Annotated in this window: 14 protein-coding genes; 3 read left to right on the top strand and 11 right to left on the bottom strand. The window is 67.8% G+C overall.

Features of this window, described 5'->3' with window-relative positions; translation table 11 throughout:
• Nucleotides 1-147 precede the first annotated feature (147 nt).
• Nucleotides 148-1,191 (top strand): hypothetical protein, encoded by a 1,044-nt coding sequence (locus P7F68_RS06900; RefSeq protein WP_277831785.1) that lies wholly within the window; start codon nucleotides 148-150, stop codon nucleotides 1,189-1,191.
• A 451-nt stretch (nucleotides 1,192-1,642) separates the two neighbouring features.
• Nucleotides 1,643-2,251 (top strand): hypothetical protein, encoded by a 609-nt coding sequence (locus tag P7F68_RS06895; RefSeq protein ID WP_277831783.1) that lies wholly within the window; start codon nucleotides 1,643-1,645, stop codon nucleotides 2,249-2,251.
• A gap of 54 nt (nucleotides 2,252-2,305) precedes the next feature.
• Here P7F68_RS06895 and P7F68_RS06890 read toward each other — a convergent pair whose 3' ends face one another.
• From P7F68_RS06890 to P7F68_RS06850, 9 genes are all read right to left on the bottom strand, one after another.
• Nucleotides 2,306-4,234 carry a sigma-54-dependent Fis family transcriptional regulator gene (locus tag P7F68_RS06890; protein ID WP_277831781.1) on the bottom strand — a complete coding sequence of 643 codons (1,929 nt, stop codon included), beginning with the start codon at nucleotides 4,232-4,234 and terminating at the stop codon, nucleotides 2,306-2,308.
• Nucleotides 4,235-4,463: 229 nt separating this feature from the next.
• A complete protein-coding gene (locus tag P7F68_RS06885; protein ID WP_002930615.1) occupies nucleotides 4,464-5,078 on the bottom strand; it encodes a VOC family protein in 615 nt (204 codons plus the stop codon).
• Between the two features lie 67 nt (nucleotides 5,079-5,145).
• Nucleotides 5,146-6,720 (bottom strand): GMC family oxidoreductase, encoded by a 1,575-nt coding sequence (locus P7F68_RS06880; RefSeq protein ID WP_277831779.1) that lies wholly within the window; start codon nucleotides 6,718-6,720, stop codon nucleotides 5,146-5,148.
• Between the two features lie 41 nt (nucleotides 6,721-6,761).
• Nucleotides 6,762-7,343, bottom strand: a complete 582-nt coding sequence (locus P7F68_RS06875) for a twin-arginine translocation signal domain-containing protein (protein ID WP_232431674.1) — start codon at nucleotides 7,341-7,343, stop codon at nucleotides 6,762-6,764.
• Nucleotides 7,344-7,410: 67 nt separating this feature from the next.
• Nucleotides 7,411-8,181 carry a lipoate--protein ligase family protein gene (locus P7F68_RS06870; protein WP_002930609.1) on the bottom strand — a complete coding sequence of 257 codons (771 nt, stop codon included), beginning with the start codon at nucleotides 8,179-8,181 and terminating at the stop codon, nucleotides 7,411-7,413.
• Nucleotides 8,181-8,897 carry a dihydrolipoamide acetyltransferase family protein gene (locus P7F68_RS06865; RefSeq protein ID WP_277831778.1) on the bottom strand — a complete coding sequence of 239 codons (717 nt, stop codon included), beginning with the start codon at nucleotides 8,895-8,897 and terminating at the stop codon, nucleotides 8,181-8,183. The genes P7F68_RS06870 and P7F68_RS06865 overlap by 1 nt, the downstream gene beginning before the upstream one ends.
• A gap of 3 nt (nucleotides 8,898-8,900) precedes the next feature.
• Nucleotides 8,901-9,146 (bottom strand): lipoyl domain-containing protein, encoded by a 246-nt coding sequence (locus P7F68_RS06860; RefSeq protein ID WP_002930606.1) that lies wholly within the window; start codon nucleotides 9,144-9,146, stop codon nucleotides 8,901-8,903.
• An 18-nt stretch (nucleotides 9,147-9,164) separates the two neighbouring features.
• Nucleotides 9,165-10,199, bottom strand: coding sequence for an alpha-ketoacid dehydrogenase subunit beta (locus P7F68_RS06855; RefSeq protein WP_002930605.1), 1,035 nt, complete (start codon nucleotides 10,197-10,199; stop codon nucleotides 9,165-9,167).
• 16 nt (nucleotides 10,200-10,215) lie between these two features.
• Entirely contained in the window at nucleotides 10,216-11,226 is a 1,011-nt protein-coding gene (locus P7F68_RS06850) for a thiamine pyrophosphate-dependent dehydrogenase E1 component subunit alpha (RefSeq protein WP_002930603.1), read from the bottom strand.
• Nucleotides 11,227-11,683: 457 nt separating this feature from the next.
• Here P7F68_RS06850 and P7F68_RS06845 point away from each other — a divergent pair, with 457 nt between their 5' ends.
• Nucleotides 11,684-12,571, top strand: coding sequence for a transporter (locus P7F68_RS06845; RefSeq protein ID WP_002930602.1), 888 nt, complete (start codon nucleotides 11,684-11,686; stop codon nucleotides 12,569-12,571).
• A 116-nt stretch (nucleotides 12,572-12,687) separates the two neighbouring features.
• On the opposite strand, the gene P7F68_RS06840 is transcribed toward P7F68_RS06845, so the two are convergent.
• Entirely contained in the window at nucleotides 12,688-13,065 is a 378-nt protein-coding gene (locus tag P7F68_RS06840) for a c-type cytochrome (RefSeq protein WP_277831774.1), read from the bottom strand.
• A gap of 98 nt (nucleotides 13,066-13,163) precedes the next feature.
• A complete protein-coding gene (locus P7F68_RS06835; RefSeq protein WP_277831772.1) occupies nucleotides 13,164-15,152 on the bottom strand; it encodes a pyrroloquinoline quinone-dependent dehydrogenase in 1,989 nt (662 codons plus the stop codon).
• Nucleotides 15,153-15,201 lie beyond the last annotated feature (49 nt).

Raw genomic sequence — 15,201 nt, 5'->3', positions numbered from 1 at the left:
ATGAGCGGAATCAATTGCGTCGTGCGTGAAGCGAGGCACGGCGGCGGTGGCCATGCCGAGCGCTGTCGCCAGGGCATCAAGGTGGGCTCAAGTCCTTGATCCGGATGCCGTTAATCATCCATCGCCACGCAAGCCGGGAGTCCGCCCATGAAGATCGCCGCTTTTGACATCGAACTCCAGTCTGCGCACCGCTTCTCCCAGTCGACCGAGGTGCGCGAGCGCCTGGCGGTGTGGCGCGACGCGCCGGAAGCGACGGGTGCTCAGTCCGGGCGTGGCGCGGTGCAGATCTCCGCCGCAGGCCAGGCTGCGCTGACTGCGGACGCTGCAACGGTGGAGCAGGCGATGGAGGACGTGATCGACCGCGACCCCCGTCTGGCCGTGCTCGTGCGCATGATCGAGTTCCTCACCGGCGAGCCGGTGCGCCGCCTCGACTTGCGCGACCTGGGGGCAGGCGCATCAGGGGGGGCGTCGAGCCCTGACATGGCGACTGGCATCGGCACGGGGCAGGTCGCTGCGGTCCGCGCCGGCTTCGGCGTGGAGTACGACTTCAGTGCGACCTACGCCGAGTCCGAGCAGTTGGCCTTCAGTGCTGCCGGCGTGGTGCGCACCGCCGATGGCGCCGAAATCCGCTTCGAGCTCGGCTTCGCGATGTCGCGCAGCTACACCGAGTCGGTGTCGTTCAGCCTGCGTGCTGGCGACCAGCGCCTGAAGGACCCGCTGGTGCTCGACTTCGGCGGTCCGGCGGCAGCCCTGTCGGATGTGCGCTTCGACTTCGATCTTGATGGCGACGGCCGCAAGGAGCAGTTGCCGCAGCTCAATGGCAGTGGCTTCCTGGCCTTCGACCGCAATGGAAACGGGCGTATCGATGACGGCCGCGAGCTCTTCGGTCCGGCCAGCGGCGACGGCTTCGCAGAGCTTGCCCGCCTCGACGACGACGGCAACGGCTGGATCGACGAGGCCGATGCGGCATGGTCGCAACTGCGGCTGTGGTCGCCCGATGCCGAGGGCAAGGGCAGGCTGCAGACCTTGAACGAAGCCGGCGTCGGCGCTTTCTATCTCGGTAGGGTCGATACGCCGTTCAGTCTCAAGGACGCTGCCAACGACACCCAGGGCCTGATGCGTGCGAGCAGCATCTATCTGCGCGAGGACGGCCGTGTCGGCACCGTGAGCCAGGTCGACCTGCGCGTCTGAGCAGGACGAGCCGCGAGTCTTTCGCGCGACCCCCATCGTCATCGCCTTCAACCCCTCGCGACTGGCGTCGCTCCCACGGCGGGCGATGCGCGCCGCGCCTTCCGGTAGGCGCGGCGCAAGCCGCGAGCTCTTCGGGCAGCCCCCGTCGTCATCGCCTTCAACCCCTCGCGACTGGCGTCGCTCCCACGGCGGGCGATGCGTGCCGCGCTTTCCGGTAGGCGCGGCGCAAGCCGCGAGCTCTTCGGGCAGCCCCCGTCGTCATCGCCTTCAACCCCCCGCGACTGGCGTCGCTCCCACGGCGGGCGATGCGCGCCGCGCTTTCCGGGGCCGATGCGGTTGGTGCGATTGCCCTGGGGCCCTGAGGTGGATCAAGGCCCTGCCATGCGGCGCCGAGGACAATCCGCGACTTGCACTGTTGCGTTGCGTCCAGTCCCGGTCGCGAGGAGCCCTCATGAGCCTGCCCGATTTCTACCGCCATGTGCCGCGCCTGCGTGTGCGCGATCCACTTGCCGACTTCCTCGGCGCCGCCGACGCAGGGGTGCTCGAGTATGGCTACGAGGATGCGGTCAGGCTCGCCGGTCACTCGTGTCCGACCGTGGCCTCGGCCTATGTGCTCGGTTGTCAGGCGCTGGCCGCGCTCTACCCCGGCGAGCTGCCGGAACGTGGCGGTGTGCGTATTGACTTCGCGGAGCGGCTGGATGCCGGCGTCACCGGCGTCATCGCCAGCGTGCTCACGCTGCTCACGGGCGCGGCCCAGCAGGGCGGCTTCAAGGGCATCGGCGGCGCTTTCGTGCGCCGCGAGCTGCAGCAGTTCGAGGTGGCGCTGCCATTGTCGCTGCGCTTCACACGCATCGACAGCGGTGCGGCGGTGGATGCCGCCGCGGACCTTTCACGCGTGCCGGCCCACCCCGATACATCGGTGCTGCTCGGCGCCTGCCTGCGTGGCGAGGCCGATGCGGATGCGCGCCGGCGCTTCGGTGAGCTCTGGCAGCAACGCGTGGCGCGCATCCTGATCGAGCACTGGGGCGACCAGGCGGTATTCCGGGTGCAGGCTGCGTGATGTCCTGAGCCCGCGTGGGCACGCCGCATGCGTGTGCCCGTGCCAGGCGCGCGTTCACAGCTGGTTCGGCGGCACGATGCCGAAGCGCTTCATCTGCCGATACACGGTGGCGCGCGCAATGCCGAGCTCTACTGCGGCGGCAGTGACGTTCCAGCGCTGGCGGCGCAGCGCGGCCTCGAGTTCGGCCGCCTCGCCGCGTGTTGCCTCCGAGCCCTCGGTTGCTGCGGGGGCGCGGTGGTCGGCGGACATGAGCTCTGCGGGCAGGTCATCGGTGGTGATCGTTCCGCCATCGCAGACCGCCAGCGCGAAGCGCAGCACGTTGCGCAACTGGCGCACGTTGCCGGGCCAGCTGTAGTCGAGCAGGGCATGGCGAGCGCGTAAGTCGAGGGTGGCGTTGGTGCCGAGTTCGCTGCCCTCGGCCGCCAGCAGGCGCTCGATCAGGTAGTCGAGGTCGCGGCGTTCGCGCAGCGGCGGGAGGTACAGGATGGCCCCGCACAGGCGGTAGTAGAGATCTTCGCGGAAGCTGCCCTCGGCGATCAGTTTGCGCAGGTCGCGGTGCGAGGCGGCGACCACGGTCAGGTTGACGGGTATCGGCTTTTCGGCGCCGAGCGGCAGTATCTCGCGCTCGGCCAGGACCCGCAGCAGCCGGGTCTGCAAGTGCAGCGGCATGTCGCCGATCTCGTCGAGCAGGAGGGTGCCGCCGTCGGCCTGCTGGATGAGGCCGCGCATGCCCTTGCTGCGCCCACCGGTGAAGGTGCCGGCGGTATAGCCGAACAATTCGCTCTCGATCAGCGACTCGGGAATGGCCGCGCAATTGACCGCCACGAAGGGCTTTGCAGCGCGTTCGCTGGACTCGTGCAGGGCCTTGGCGAGGACCTCCTTCCCCGTGCCGGTTTCGCCGTGGACCAGGATGTTGACCGGGCGGTTGACCAGCCTGGAGGCTTGCGCGATCAGGCGCTGCATCTGCGGATCGTCGCCCGCCAGGCGTTCGAGCGCCGGCGCGCGCGCAGCCGCTTCGGTTTCGGTCGACCGTGCCGCACGCGGGGCGATGCGGGGCTGTACGACGGTGCCGTAGTAGACCTCGCCGCTGCCCGTCGACAGCGCGGTGCGGTCCGCGGTGAAGCCGGCCCGGGCAATGCGCCAGATCGAGTCCATGCCCTCGCGGAAGATCTCGCCGAGCGTGCGGCCGACCAGCGCGCCGTCATTGCCGCCGCGCAAGGGGCGCAGCGACTTGCGGGCGCCGCTGTTGGTGCCGACGATGACGCCGTCGGCATCGAAGGCGAGCATGATCTCGCCCGATACATCCACCATCGACCATGCCGAGCCCAGGCGCAGCACCCAGCGGTCGCGGAAGTAGCGCAGGAAGTTGGCGTCCTCGACCATCTGCGCGAACATGGTGGTCATCTGCAGCGCCAGGTGCTGGCTGTCGCGGGGCGAAGGCGAGGTCAGTGCGGAGACGTCGAGCACGCCGAGGAAATCCCCGGTGGGGTCGAACAAGGGGGCGGCGTTGCAGGTCAGCGAGATGTGGGTGGCGTCGAAGTGGTCGGCGTGATGGACCGTGATCGGCGTTTTCTCGACGATGCAGGTTCCCACCGCACAGGTGCCGGCGCGCGCCTCGCTCCAGTCGGCGCCAAGGTAGAGGCCGGACTGCTTGAGTTCGCGCGCCCAGGCGTCGTTGCCGATGAAGTCCACCGCGATGCCGTGGGCGTCGGTCAGCAGCAGCACGTAGCCGATGCCGGCCATGCGCTTGTAGAGCTGCTCCATGCCGGTGCGGGCGACACCGAGGAACTCTTCGATATGGTCCTGGTGTTCGCGCAGGCGCGCATGCTCGATGATATGGGCGCGCGTCGGGCGACAGGGGTCGAGTCCGTAGTCGCGGATGCAGCGTACCCACGAACTCCCGATGCGGTCGGACGGGGGCGCTCCGGTCTGTGATACGGCGAGCACGTGATCAATGTGCTCCCGTTGTGATTGGGCCAGCATCTCGTCTCCTCTTCCGGGCAGTGTCATGCGGGTGCCCGGTGCGGACCATGGTTCGGTCTCTGTGTGTGACGGTACAAGTTACTCCTCCCTTCCCTGCGGCTCAACAGAAAAGGGCGGGGCGGCCTTGACGGCACGCCCCGCAAAACGCCTGGAGGAGGGAGTCAGGCATGGGAAACCGCCGAGCCCGTGGCGCATGGGCGCCCCGGGAGCATGCGGGCTGGAGCGGGACTCAGCTGGCGGGGAAGCGCGGGTCCCAGAGCTTGCGCTGCAGTGTCTTCTCGTGGGCCATGCCGTTCGGGGCGCTCACGAGTTCGAGCTGCAGCCCCCAGGGCGCGAGGAAATAGACCCAGGTCAGCCCGGCCGCAGGGCCTTCGGTGAAGGTGCTCGGCGAGTCGAGCACGCGCACGCCCTTGGCCTTGAGGTAGCTGACGGCGGCATCCATGTCATCGACGTAGAAGGCGAGGTGGTGGCCGCCGATGTCGCTGTTGCGGGGGCCGCGACGGTTCTGGTCGGGGGCGGTGTACTCGAAGACCTCGAGGTTGGTGCCGTTGCCGCAGCGGACCATCTGGAAGTCGCTGATCGTGGCGCGCGGATGCACGTCGAGATGGCGCGCCATCCAGTCGTCGTCGAACTTGAAGGTGCCGAAGGTGAATGACGGTTCGCAGCCGAGGATGTCGCGGAAGAAGGCGACGGCCTCGTTCATGTTCGGCACCGTGATGCCGATGTGCTGCATGCCGCGCATGCCCGGGATCGGTTCGGCCTGCGCGGGCAGGCTGGCGGCGGCCAGGCCGGCGCTGATCATGGCCGCCGACAGGATGCGGCGGAAGCTGTTTGTCTGGCTCATGGATGTCTCCGTTTCTTGTGGTTGAGGATGTGGCCCCGGCGGTGTGCCCGAGGCTGCACGCTGAGGCTCAGAGTTCGCGGCGCTGCATGGCGTTGGCGATGTGTTCGGCCTGGCGCACCGCCAGCGCGACGATGGTCAGGGTCGGGTTGGCCGCCGAACTGGAGGTGAACTGGCTGCCGTCGGAGATGAACAGGTTCTTGATGTCGTGGGTCTGGCCCCACTTGTTCACCACGCCGTCGCGGGCGTTGGCGCTCATGCGGTTGGTGCCCATGTTGTGGCTTGCCGGGTAGGGCGGCATGTCGATCACCCGCGTCGCACCGACCGCCTCGGATACCTTGCGCCATTGGGCGAGGCCATGGCGGCGCATGGCCGCGTCGTTGGTGTGGTCGGTCTTGGTCACGATCGGGATGGGCAGGCCGTACTGGTCCTTCTCGGTCGGGTGCAGGGTGATGCTGTTCTCTTCCTGCGGCATGTCCTCGCCGCACACCCACACGCAGCTCATGTGGTCGTACTGCTCCAGCGCCGAGGTGACCTCGCGTCCCCAGCCGCCCGGCTTCATGAACGCGGCGGTGAAGGGCAGGTGCAGCGCCAGGCCCTCGAGGTGGTAGCCGCCGAGGAAGCCGCGGTCGGGGTTGAGCTGGGCCTCGTCGGAGATCACCGCGGCGATGTCGAAGCCGCGGTACATGTACACCGGCCCCTTGTGGATCGCGATCGCGGCCGCCGTGGTGTGGTTCATGTAGTTCTTGCCGACCTGGCCCGAGGAGTTCGCCAGCCCGTTCGGGAACAGGCTGGAGGCGGAGTTCAGCAGCAGCCGCGGCGATTCGATCGAGTTGCCGGCCACACACACTACGCGCGCCTTCTGCAGGTGCTGGCGACCGTCCTTGTCGGCGTAGAGCACGCCGCTGGCCTTGCCGCTCTTGTCGTGCTCGATCCTGAGCACCATGCTCTGCGGGCGCAGCTCGGCATGGCCGGTTTCGATGGCGCGCGGGATTTCCGAGTACAGCGTCGACCACTTGGCGCCGATCTTGCAGCCCTGCATGCAGAAGCCGATCTGCTGACAAGCCGGGCGGCCGTCGTTGGGTCGGGTGTTGGAGGCGACCGGCCGGCTGATGTCCTTGTAGCCGACCTTCTTCGCGCCAGCCGCGATCACCTTGTAGTGGTTGTTCGGCGGCATCTCGGGCAGACCGCTGGCCTTGGTGCCGGCCACGCCCATCTTGCGTTCGGCGATGTCGTAGTAGGGCGCGAGCTCCTCGTAGCTGATCGGCCAGTCGAGCACGTTGGCGCCATCGACCGTGCCATAGGTGCTCTTGATGCGGAAATCGTGCGGCAGGAAGCGCAGCGCCAGCCCCGAGAAGTGCATGGTCGAGCCGCCCACGCCCTTGACGATCCAGGCCGGCAGGTTGGGATAGGTGTCGGTGTGATGCCAGCCGCCGGCCGAAATGCGCTTGTCCAGCCACGAGATCTTGTGGAACATCGCCCACTCGTCGTTCTCGAAGTCATTCTGGGTGTAGTGCTTGCCCGCTTCGAGGATGACGACATTCACCCCGCGTTTGGTCAGTTCGTCGGCCAGTGTGCCGCCGCCGGCGCCCGAGCCGACGATGACCACCACGCTGTCGTCGTCCAGCGAGAATTTCGCGCTCATGATGTGTCTCCTTGGTGTTGTTGTGTGTCAGGGTCGGCGGGTCAGGCTTCGTCCAGCCAGTCGATGTCGTCGAAGCCACGGTTGATGTAGCCGCCCTTTTCCCAGGACGAGCCTTCGTAGCCGAATAGCTGCCACACCGCCTTGTTGTCGTAGAAGCCGGTGACCAGGTGGCCCTTCACCTTCTGGAAGAAGGCGCCGTGCTCGATGACGTAGAGCAGCGTCAGGCGGTCGCTTTCCTTGGGCAGGTCGGTGTAGGCCTTCTTGAAGCGCAGCTTCGCCAGCCGGTCGAGTGCGGCCACGCCCTCGGTCAGCAGGGTCTTGAGCTTTTCGTCCTGCCCGGCCTGCGCCTCCAGGGGCTCGAGCGCCTGCAGGTAGTAGCGGTCCGAGATGCGGTCGTGGGGGAAGATGTCGCGCGCCAGCTGCAGCAGGGTCTTGCCGGTGCTGGCGCCGAGGACCTTGAAGTTGGCGGCCAGCGCCTCGCTGGCCGGCAGCATCAGCGTGGCGGTGCTCAGCGCCCCGACGCCGAGGGCGGCCATGCCGCCACCCTTGAGAAAGCCGCGACGGGAGAAGGTGATGCGCTTTTCGACGACGCGCATCGGTGGGCGTGATGTTGTGTTGCTCATGGTTGTCTCCTTGCTGTTATCGAGGCCTTGCGGCCGGTTCTCTGCGGAATCGGGGGCTGCGGGTGTGTCAGCTGCCGTTCTCCGGCTCGCAATCGCCGAGCACGTCGGTCAGCATCTGCTGCAGGCTGTCGGCCAGGGTTTCGATGTGGATCGAGGTGCCGAGCTGGTCTGCGCACGAGGTGGTGGCGGCATCGAGGCGGGCGACATCGTCGTCGGGGCGCCCGAGCGCACGACACAGCAGCGACCAGTCCGGACGCTGCAGCAGCGTGCCCGTGGTGAGCAGCACGCCCTGCTGGCGGCGCAGCTGGGCCAGGCCGACAAGCTTGCGGCCGCCGGCGATCACCTCCCAGGGCGACAGCCCGCCGAAGCAGGCCCAGGCCAGGGCGGGGTCGGACGGACGACGGGCGAGCTCGTCCGGCGCCAGCGCATGCGCCGCGATGCCGAAGTCGCGCAGCAGGCCGGCGTGGAGGATGCCGAGCCAGCGATAGCTGGTGACGGTGCCGCCGGCCAGCAGGCGGTGCTGAGGTGGCAGCACGATCGACGACGACAGCATCCACGGACCGGTGAGTACGGCGCCGCCGCCGGCACGGCGCTGCACCAGCTCACACTGGGTACGCGCCGCCCGCAGCGCTTCGCCATGCAGCGCCGCCTGAGCGCAGCCGAACACCACGCCGGGTGCCGGGTAGGCCCACACGCGCACCCGTGGCGCCGTCACCGGCGTGGCGAGCTGGCGGGTGTTCCAGTCCTGCTCGGCCGTGGCGCGTACCAGGGTCAGGGCCGTGCCGGCCGCGCCCGGCCGGCGGCGGGTGCTGGAGGAGGCGAGGGCGGCGACGGGCATCAGTCGAACTCCGCCTGTTCCAGCCGGCGCGCGACCTCGCCGAGGAAGAGCGCGGCCGGGTAGCCATCGACCGCGCGGTGGTCGAACACCAGGGTCAGGTTGGCGACCGCCGCGGCGACCACGCTGCCGTCCTTCACTACCGCTTGCTGGCGCGTGCGGCCGACGCCGAGGATGGCGACCTGGGGCGGATTGATGACCGGGCTGAAGCGGTCGACGCGGGTGCCGCCAAGGTTGGTCACGGTGAAGGTGCCGCGCTGGTAGGCCCCGCCCGTGAGCGCGCCGGTGCGCGCGCCCTCGGCGAGCTGGCGGGCCTCTGCCGCCAGTGCGGCCAGCGGCTTGGTGTCGGCCTGACGCACGACCGGCACCATCAGGCCATCGTCGAGGGCGACGGCGATGCCGATGTTGATGTCGTCGACGAGCTCGATTTCCTTTTCGCGCATGAGCGCGTTCAGCCGCGGATGGCTGCGCAGCGCTCGCGACACCGCGTGGATCACCAGGGTGTTGAGGCTGAGCTTCTCGCCGGCCGCCGCGCGCTCGGCGCGCAGGGTTTCGACGCGGCTCAGGTCGACGTCCACCGAGTGCGCTACCCGTGGTGCCTGCCAGCCCTGCGCCATGTTGCGTGCGATCGCGCCGCGCAGGCCGCTGAGCGCGACCGTACGGCGCTCGGCGACCGCGCTGCTTGAGGGGGCGGCGCTCGCCGCCACGCTCGTGCTCATGGCTCAGGCCTCCAGTTGCGCGAGCACCGTGCCGCGGGCGAAGGTGTCCTGCTCGGCGACGTTGAGCCTGACGATGCGGCCCGCTGACGGTGCGAAGATCTCGTGGCTGGTCTTGACCAGCTCGGCCACGCCAAGCACCTGGCCGGCTTCCACGCTGTCGCCTTCCTTAACCTGCCATTCCTGCAGCAGGGCTTCGGTGCCTTCATCGACGTCGGCCCATACCGCGTCGTCGAGGATGATGTCGGTCATGTCTTGTCTCCTGAATGATCAAGCGAGCGTGAAGCGCATCAGGCCGCGCACGCTGGCGACGATGTTGTCCACTTGCGGAATGGCGAACTGCTCGAGCGGACGGCTGAAGGGGATGGGTACGTCGGGTACGGCCAGGCGGCGTACCGGCGCCTTGAGGCGCAGGGTGTCCAGGTTCTCCGCCACCAGCGCGGCGATTTCGCCCGACAGCCCGTAGCTGAGGTAGTCCTCGTCGGCGACCAGCAGGCGGCCCGTTTTCGCCACCGAGGCGAGTACGGCGGCGCGGTCCAGCGGCACCAGGGTGCGCAGGTCCAGCACTTCGGCGGAGATGCCTTCGGCGGCGAGCTGGTCGGCAGCCAGCACCGATTTCTGCACCATCTGCGACAGCGTCACGATGGTGACGTCGCTGCCCTCGCGGACGATGCGTGCCTGGCCGAAGGGGATGGTGTATTGCGCTTCGGGGACTTCGTTGGTGCTGCCCTCGAAATAGGACATCCAGCTCAAGCCCATGATGCCCTTGTGATAGAGGAAGACCACCGGGTTGTCGTCGCGGATCGCGGTCGTCATCAGGCCCTTGGCGTCATAGGCGTTTGACGGCACGACGACCTTCAGGCCGGGTACGTGGGCGAAGATCGAGTACAGGCACTGCGAGTGCTGGGCGGCGTCGTTGTAGCCGCCGCCGATGCCGGTGGTGATCACCAGCGGGTACTTGCAGGCGCCGCCCGACATGTAGTGGTTCTTGGCGATGTGGTTGTAGATCTGATCGAAGCAGACGCCGAAGAAATCGACGAACATCAGCTCCGAGATCGGGCGCAGGCCTTCGGCCGCGGCACCCAGGGCGGCGCCCATGAAGCCGGTCTCCGAGATCGGCGTGTCCATCACGCGCTCGGGGCCGAACTGGTCGAGCAACCCGGTGGTGGCGCTGAAGATGCCGCCGTACTTGCCGACGTCCTCGCCCATGACGAAGACGCGGTCGTCGCGCGCCATCTCCTGCGCAGTGGCCTCGGCGATCGCCTGCGCCATGGTCAGGCGGCGGGTGGTGGTGGTCGTGCTCATCTTGGTCTCCTCGTTCTCAGTCGGCGAACACGTGCAGCAGCGCGTCTTCGGGCGCGGGGTAGGGGCTGTTGCGGCCGAAGTCGTAGGCCGCCTGGACGCGCGCCGAGATGCGCGTGCGCAGTGCGGCATCGGCCTCGTCGTCGAGCAGGTCGCGCTGGCGCAGCAGGGTGGCGAGCGCGGGGATGGGGTCGTGCTGGCGCAGGGTCTTCGCTTCGTCCTTGGGGCGGTAGGTCTCCGGGTCGCCCTGGAAGTGGCCGAAGTAGCGGTCGGTGTTGACCTCGATCAGGGTGGGGCCCTCGCCGCGCCGGGCACGCGCCACCGCTGCGCCGGCGGCTTCGAACACCGCCAGTGCGTCGTTTCTTTCCACCAGCACGCCCGGCATGCCGTAGGCAGCGGCGCGATCGGCATTGGAGGCGATGGCGGTGGAGGCGGACTTCTCCACCGAGATGCCGTACTTGTTGTCCTCGACCACGAACACCACCGGCAGCTTCCACAGTGCGGCCAGGTTCAGCGCCTCGTGGAAGGCGCCCTGGTTGGCTGCGCCCTCGCCGAAGAAGGCGATTGCCACCGCGTCGGTGCCGAGCTTCTTCGCCGCCAGTGCGGCGCCGCAGGCCTGCGGGGCGCCGGCACCGACGATGCCGCTGCAGGAGAACTTCACCGCGGGGTCGAACAGGTGCATGTGGCCGCCCTTGCCGCGACCCAGGCCGGTGACCTTGCCGAACATCTCGGCGGTCATCGCGTTCAGATCGACGTCCTTGGCGATCGCAAAGTGGTGCGGGCGGTGTGCCCCGACCACGGTGTCGTCGCGGCGCAGGTGGGCGCACACGCCTACGGCCACGGGTTCCTGGCCGGCGGCAAGGTGCATCTCGCCCGGCACAGGGCCGGCGCCGATGTCGAAGGCCAGGCCCTTCTGGATCTTGGGCGGGAGCTTGCCTTCGAGATAGACCTTGACCATGGTCTCCTCGTACTCCCGGATCTCGATCATTTTTTCGTACATCCACAGCAGTTGTTCGCTTGTCGCATCCATCGCTGCAAAGCCTCCTCGTCGATTGGGTCGTCTGGTCGCGCGCTGGTCGGGAAGCGGTTGCGGTCGTGCTGTCCGTGCTCGCTTCGCATTGCCATCGCGTCTGGGGCTTGCTTTGCAACTTCGGTGCCACCACCGTGCCGAGTTGTATCGAAAGGTATGAAAACGTATTTGAAACAGAGGCTTGGTTGCTTTTCGAAGCGACTTTCAGGGGCGCCGGAGGGGCTGCGACAAGGGGCTGGCTGTCGCAGCGGAGGCGACACATGTCGCACGCCGGATGCAACAGATGCGACTGCGCTGCGACTGCTCGAGATGGCTAAGGTGTTGATTAATATGGGGTGGCTGGCATGGCACCGAACGTGCAATGGCATGGGCTCGGGGCGGGGCGTCCAGGCGGTGTCCTGGGCAGGCCCTGCGACCCCGATTTCATCCATTTGAACGAGAAGAAAAGGAGACACCCATGCTCAGGAACCATCGCTCGCGACAAGGCGCATCCAAGTGCGCGCTACCGTTGCTCACCGTCTGTGCAGCGCTTGCTGCACCCGTGACGGCGCAGGCCCAGGTCACGCTGGACGTGATCGGGCCGCACGAGTACGACCTGCCGGTCGGCTTCGAGCCGTTCAACGTGTTCGTGCAGTACGCCACCTTCCAGAACGGTGCGCGGGTGTGGGATGGCAGCGGCGACGACCGCCGCGCGGCAGCGAAGACGAGGACCATCGTCGGCCTGTCCAAGTACGTGCGCTTCTGGTCGCCCGAGTCGAACCCGAACATCGGCCTGGCCTACGAGGTGATCCTGCCCGAGGTCGGTGTACGCAATGACGCGACCAACAGCTCCGCCAGCGGCATCGGCGATCCGCTGACCGGTCCGGCGATCTGGTACAAGCCGACGCCGAATTCGACGCTCGGGTTCCAGACCTTCTTCCAGGTGCCGGTGGGCAACCAGGATGTTGGCGGCGGTGACGGATGGAAGAACCTGTCGAGCCTGTTCTGGGACGTGCAGTTCGAGCGCGTCAGTTACACCGCCGATGCCGGTTTCGTGTTCTTCGGCAAGTCGACGGCTGCAGATGCTCGTCCGGCCACCCTGTTCCATACCAACCACCGGCTGGGATACAAGCTCAGCGACGCGGTCCAGCCTTTCATCGCGCTCGACTACGAGCGCCAGGGGCGCTGGACCAACCGCGCCACCGGGGCGGAGGTGGCCGCCAGCCACGAGACGACCGCCGGTATCGGCGTGATGTTCAGCTACTACGGCAACCAGTCGATCACCGTGCGCTACTCGCGCGGTGTCAGCGGTGAATCGCACGGCCTGACCGACAGCTTCAACCTCAAGTACGCCTACGCCTGGTGAGTCGGGCGGTCACCGCAGCTGCGGTGACCCGCTGCAATGAAGAACGCCGCCGGGCCCTGCGACCGGCGGCGTTCTTCTTGTGCCCTACACGCAGGGCGGGCGGTGTGCGCAAGGGCTCACCACTTGCCGAGCGACTTGAGGTAGGCCACCAGTTCCCAGATTTCCTCGGGCGAGAACACATCGCCCCAGGGCGGCATCGGGGTGGCGCCACGACCGCCGTCCCTGATCGTGTTGTAGACGTACTCGGGGTCCAGGCCCTGGCGGTCGATGAACAGGGCGGGCTCGTGGCCATGACAGAAATCGGCGCAGCCGGACTGGTAGCGGGCCTTGCCGGCGGCGATCCGTGCGCTGTCATCGAGCTTGAAGGGCGGGCCGCCCGCGGCCTCGACGACGACTTCCTCGGCGGCAGGCGCTTCCGGCAATACGGCATTGAAGGCGAGCACCGACGTGGTGATCAGCGCCATGGCAATGGGGGTCAGGTGGTATGTCTTCATGATCTTGGAGTCTCGTTGCGGTATGCGAACGGCAGCGTCCGCTTGACAGGACCGCCTCCGGGGCGGCGCGGCAATGCCGCGGCCCCGGAGGCGTACGGTCAGTTGACCTGGACTGCGACCAGCTCGGCGGGCAGCCCGGCCCCGCCGATCGGCACGACGACGTACTGCTTGTCGCCGGCGCGATAGGTCATCAGCGCACCGAACGCTGCGCCCGGCAGGCGCAGCTCCGAGATCAGCTCACCCGAGCGCGCGTCGTGCGCATACAGGTAGGGCTCCTTCTCGTCGGCATTGGCCTGGGTGATCAGGGCGTTGCCGCGCGAGGACAGGCCGATCACGCCATGAGTCCCTTCCGGGGCGAGGAACAGCACCTCGTCGGTGAGCGCGATGAAGCTCTCGCGCGGGACGCCGACACGGCCGAGGTTGAGGTCCTTGATCGCCGGGTGGTCGACCGGGCCCTTGCCTGCGGGAATGCGCCACAAGTGCTTGCCGGTGTTCATGTCGATCGCGGTCACGGTCGAGAACGGCGGCTTGAACAGCGGCAGGCCCTGCGGGCCGCCGACCCCGGCCCAGGTGCCGGTGTAGTCGTAGACGCTGGCGTTCTCCTTCTTGATCTTGATGCCGAACGGGATCGTGAACGAGGGCACGTACAGCACGTTGGTGTTCGGGTTGTGCGCAGCGCCCGCCCAGCTTGCGCCGCCGAGTACGCCCGGTACCTGCAGGGTGCCGGCCTTGTCGAGCGTGGGCGGGGTGTACAAGGGCCCGTAGTTGTAGCGCGCCAGGATCTTCCTGGCCTCTTCCTTGAGCTGGGGCGTGAGGTCGATCAGGTCGTCCTCGGTCACCCCCTGCTGGACGAAGGGCGCCGGCACGGTCGGGTGCGGTTGGGTCGCGGCCGAGCGTTCCCCGGGTACGGTGGACTGCGGTACTGCGCGGTCCTCGATCGGCCACACGGGCTTGCCGGTGGCGCGGTCGAAGGTGAACACGAAGCCCTGCTTGGTGACCTGGGCCACGGCCTTGATCTTCTTGCCGTTGACGGTGAGATCCATCAGGTTGGGGGCGGTCGGCAGGTCGTAGTCCCACAGCCCGTGGCGCACCATCTGGTAGTACCAGGCGAGCTTGCCCGACTTGGCGTCGACCGCCACCAGCGACTCCCCGAACAGGCCGTCGCCCTTGCGGTGGCCGCCGTAGAAGTCGTTGGTCGGGGTCGAGAACGGCAGGTAGACCAGGCCGAGCTCTTCGTCGCAGCCGGGGCGTGCCCACATGTTGCCCGAGCCCGTGGTCTTCCACGACTCGTCTTCCCAGGTCTCGTTGCCTGGCTGCCCCTTCTGCGGCGGCTGCTCGAAGATCCACACGCGCTTTCCGGTGCGTACGTCGAAGGCCTGCACGTCGCCGGGCGGGTGGTACTTCATCGGCTGGCGGCCGATGGCGAAGGAGTCGAGCACCGCGATGCTGGGCACCACGGTGTCGCCGCACACGATGGGGGGCGAGGTGACCGCGATGAGGGAACGGTCGACCCGGCGGCGCATGCCTTTGGTCAGGTCGACACGCCCTTGTTCGCCCCAGGACTCGATCGGCTTGCCGGTCGTTGCGTTGAGGGCGATCAGGTAGCCGTCGCCGGTGCCGACGATGATGCGCTTGTCGTCGCCGTCGGCCCAGTAGGTCAGACCACGGTTGATGAAACCGAGGTTGGGCGGGGTGCCATCCTTGTAGGCCTCGGGGTCGTAGGTCCACAGCGTCTTGCCGGTTTCGCCGTCGATTGCCGACACCGTGCTCATCGGCGAGGTGGAATACAGGATGCCGTCGATCGCCAGCGGCGTGGACTCGTTGACCCAGGTGCGCAGCTCGGCGTTGTCGGCGGCGATCGCGTTGTCGGGCATGGCCCAGCGCCACGCGACCTTCATCGACTTCACGCTCTCGGTGGTGACGCTCTTGCTGGGCAGATAGCGCGAGCCGGCCTTGTCGCCGGTGTACTCGGTCCAGTTGCCATCGTCGGCTGCAAACGCCGTGCTCATCGCCGCGAGCAATACGGTGACGCACAGTGCGCTGCGGGTGGCCTGCGGCCTGCCGCGCTTGGTTGTCGACGGTTTCATGTCCTTGTCTCCTTTCTGGTTCGTATGGCGCGCATGGACTGAGCGCGCG

Origin of the sequence: Thauera mechernichensis (genome assembly GCF_029588855.1) — a bacterium.
Classification (GTDB): domain Bacteria; phylum Pseudomonadota; class Gammaproteobacteria; order Burkholderiales; family Rhodocyclaceae; genus Thauera; species Thauera mechernichensis.
Note: the sequence above shows the minus strand (reverse complement) of the source record. Positions and strands in the feature narration are given on the sequence as shown.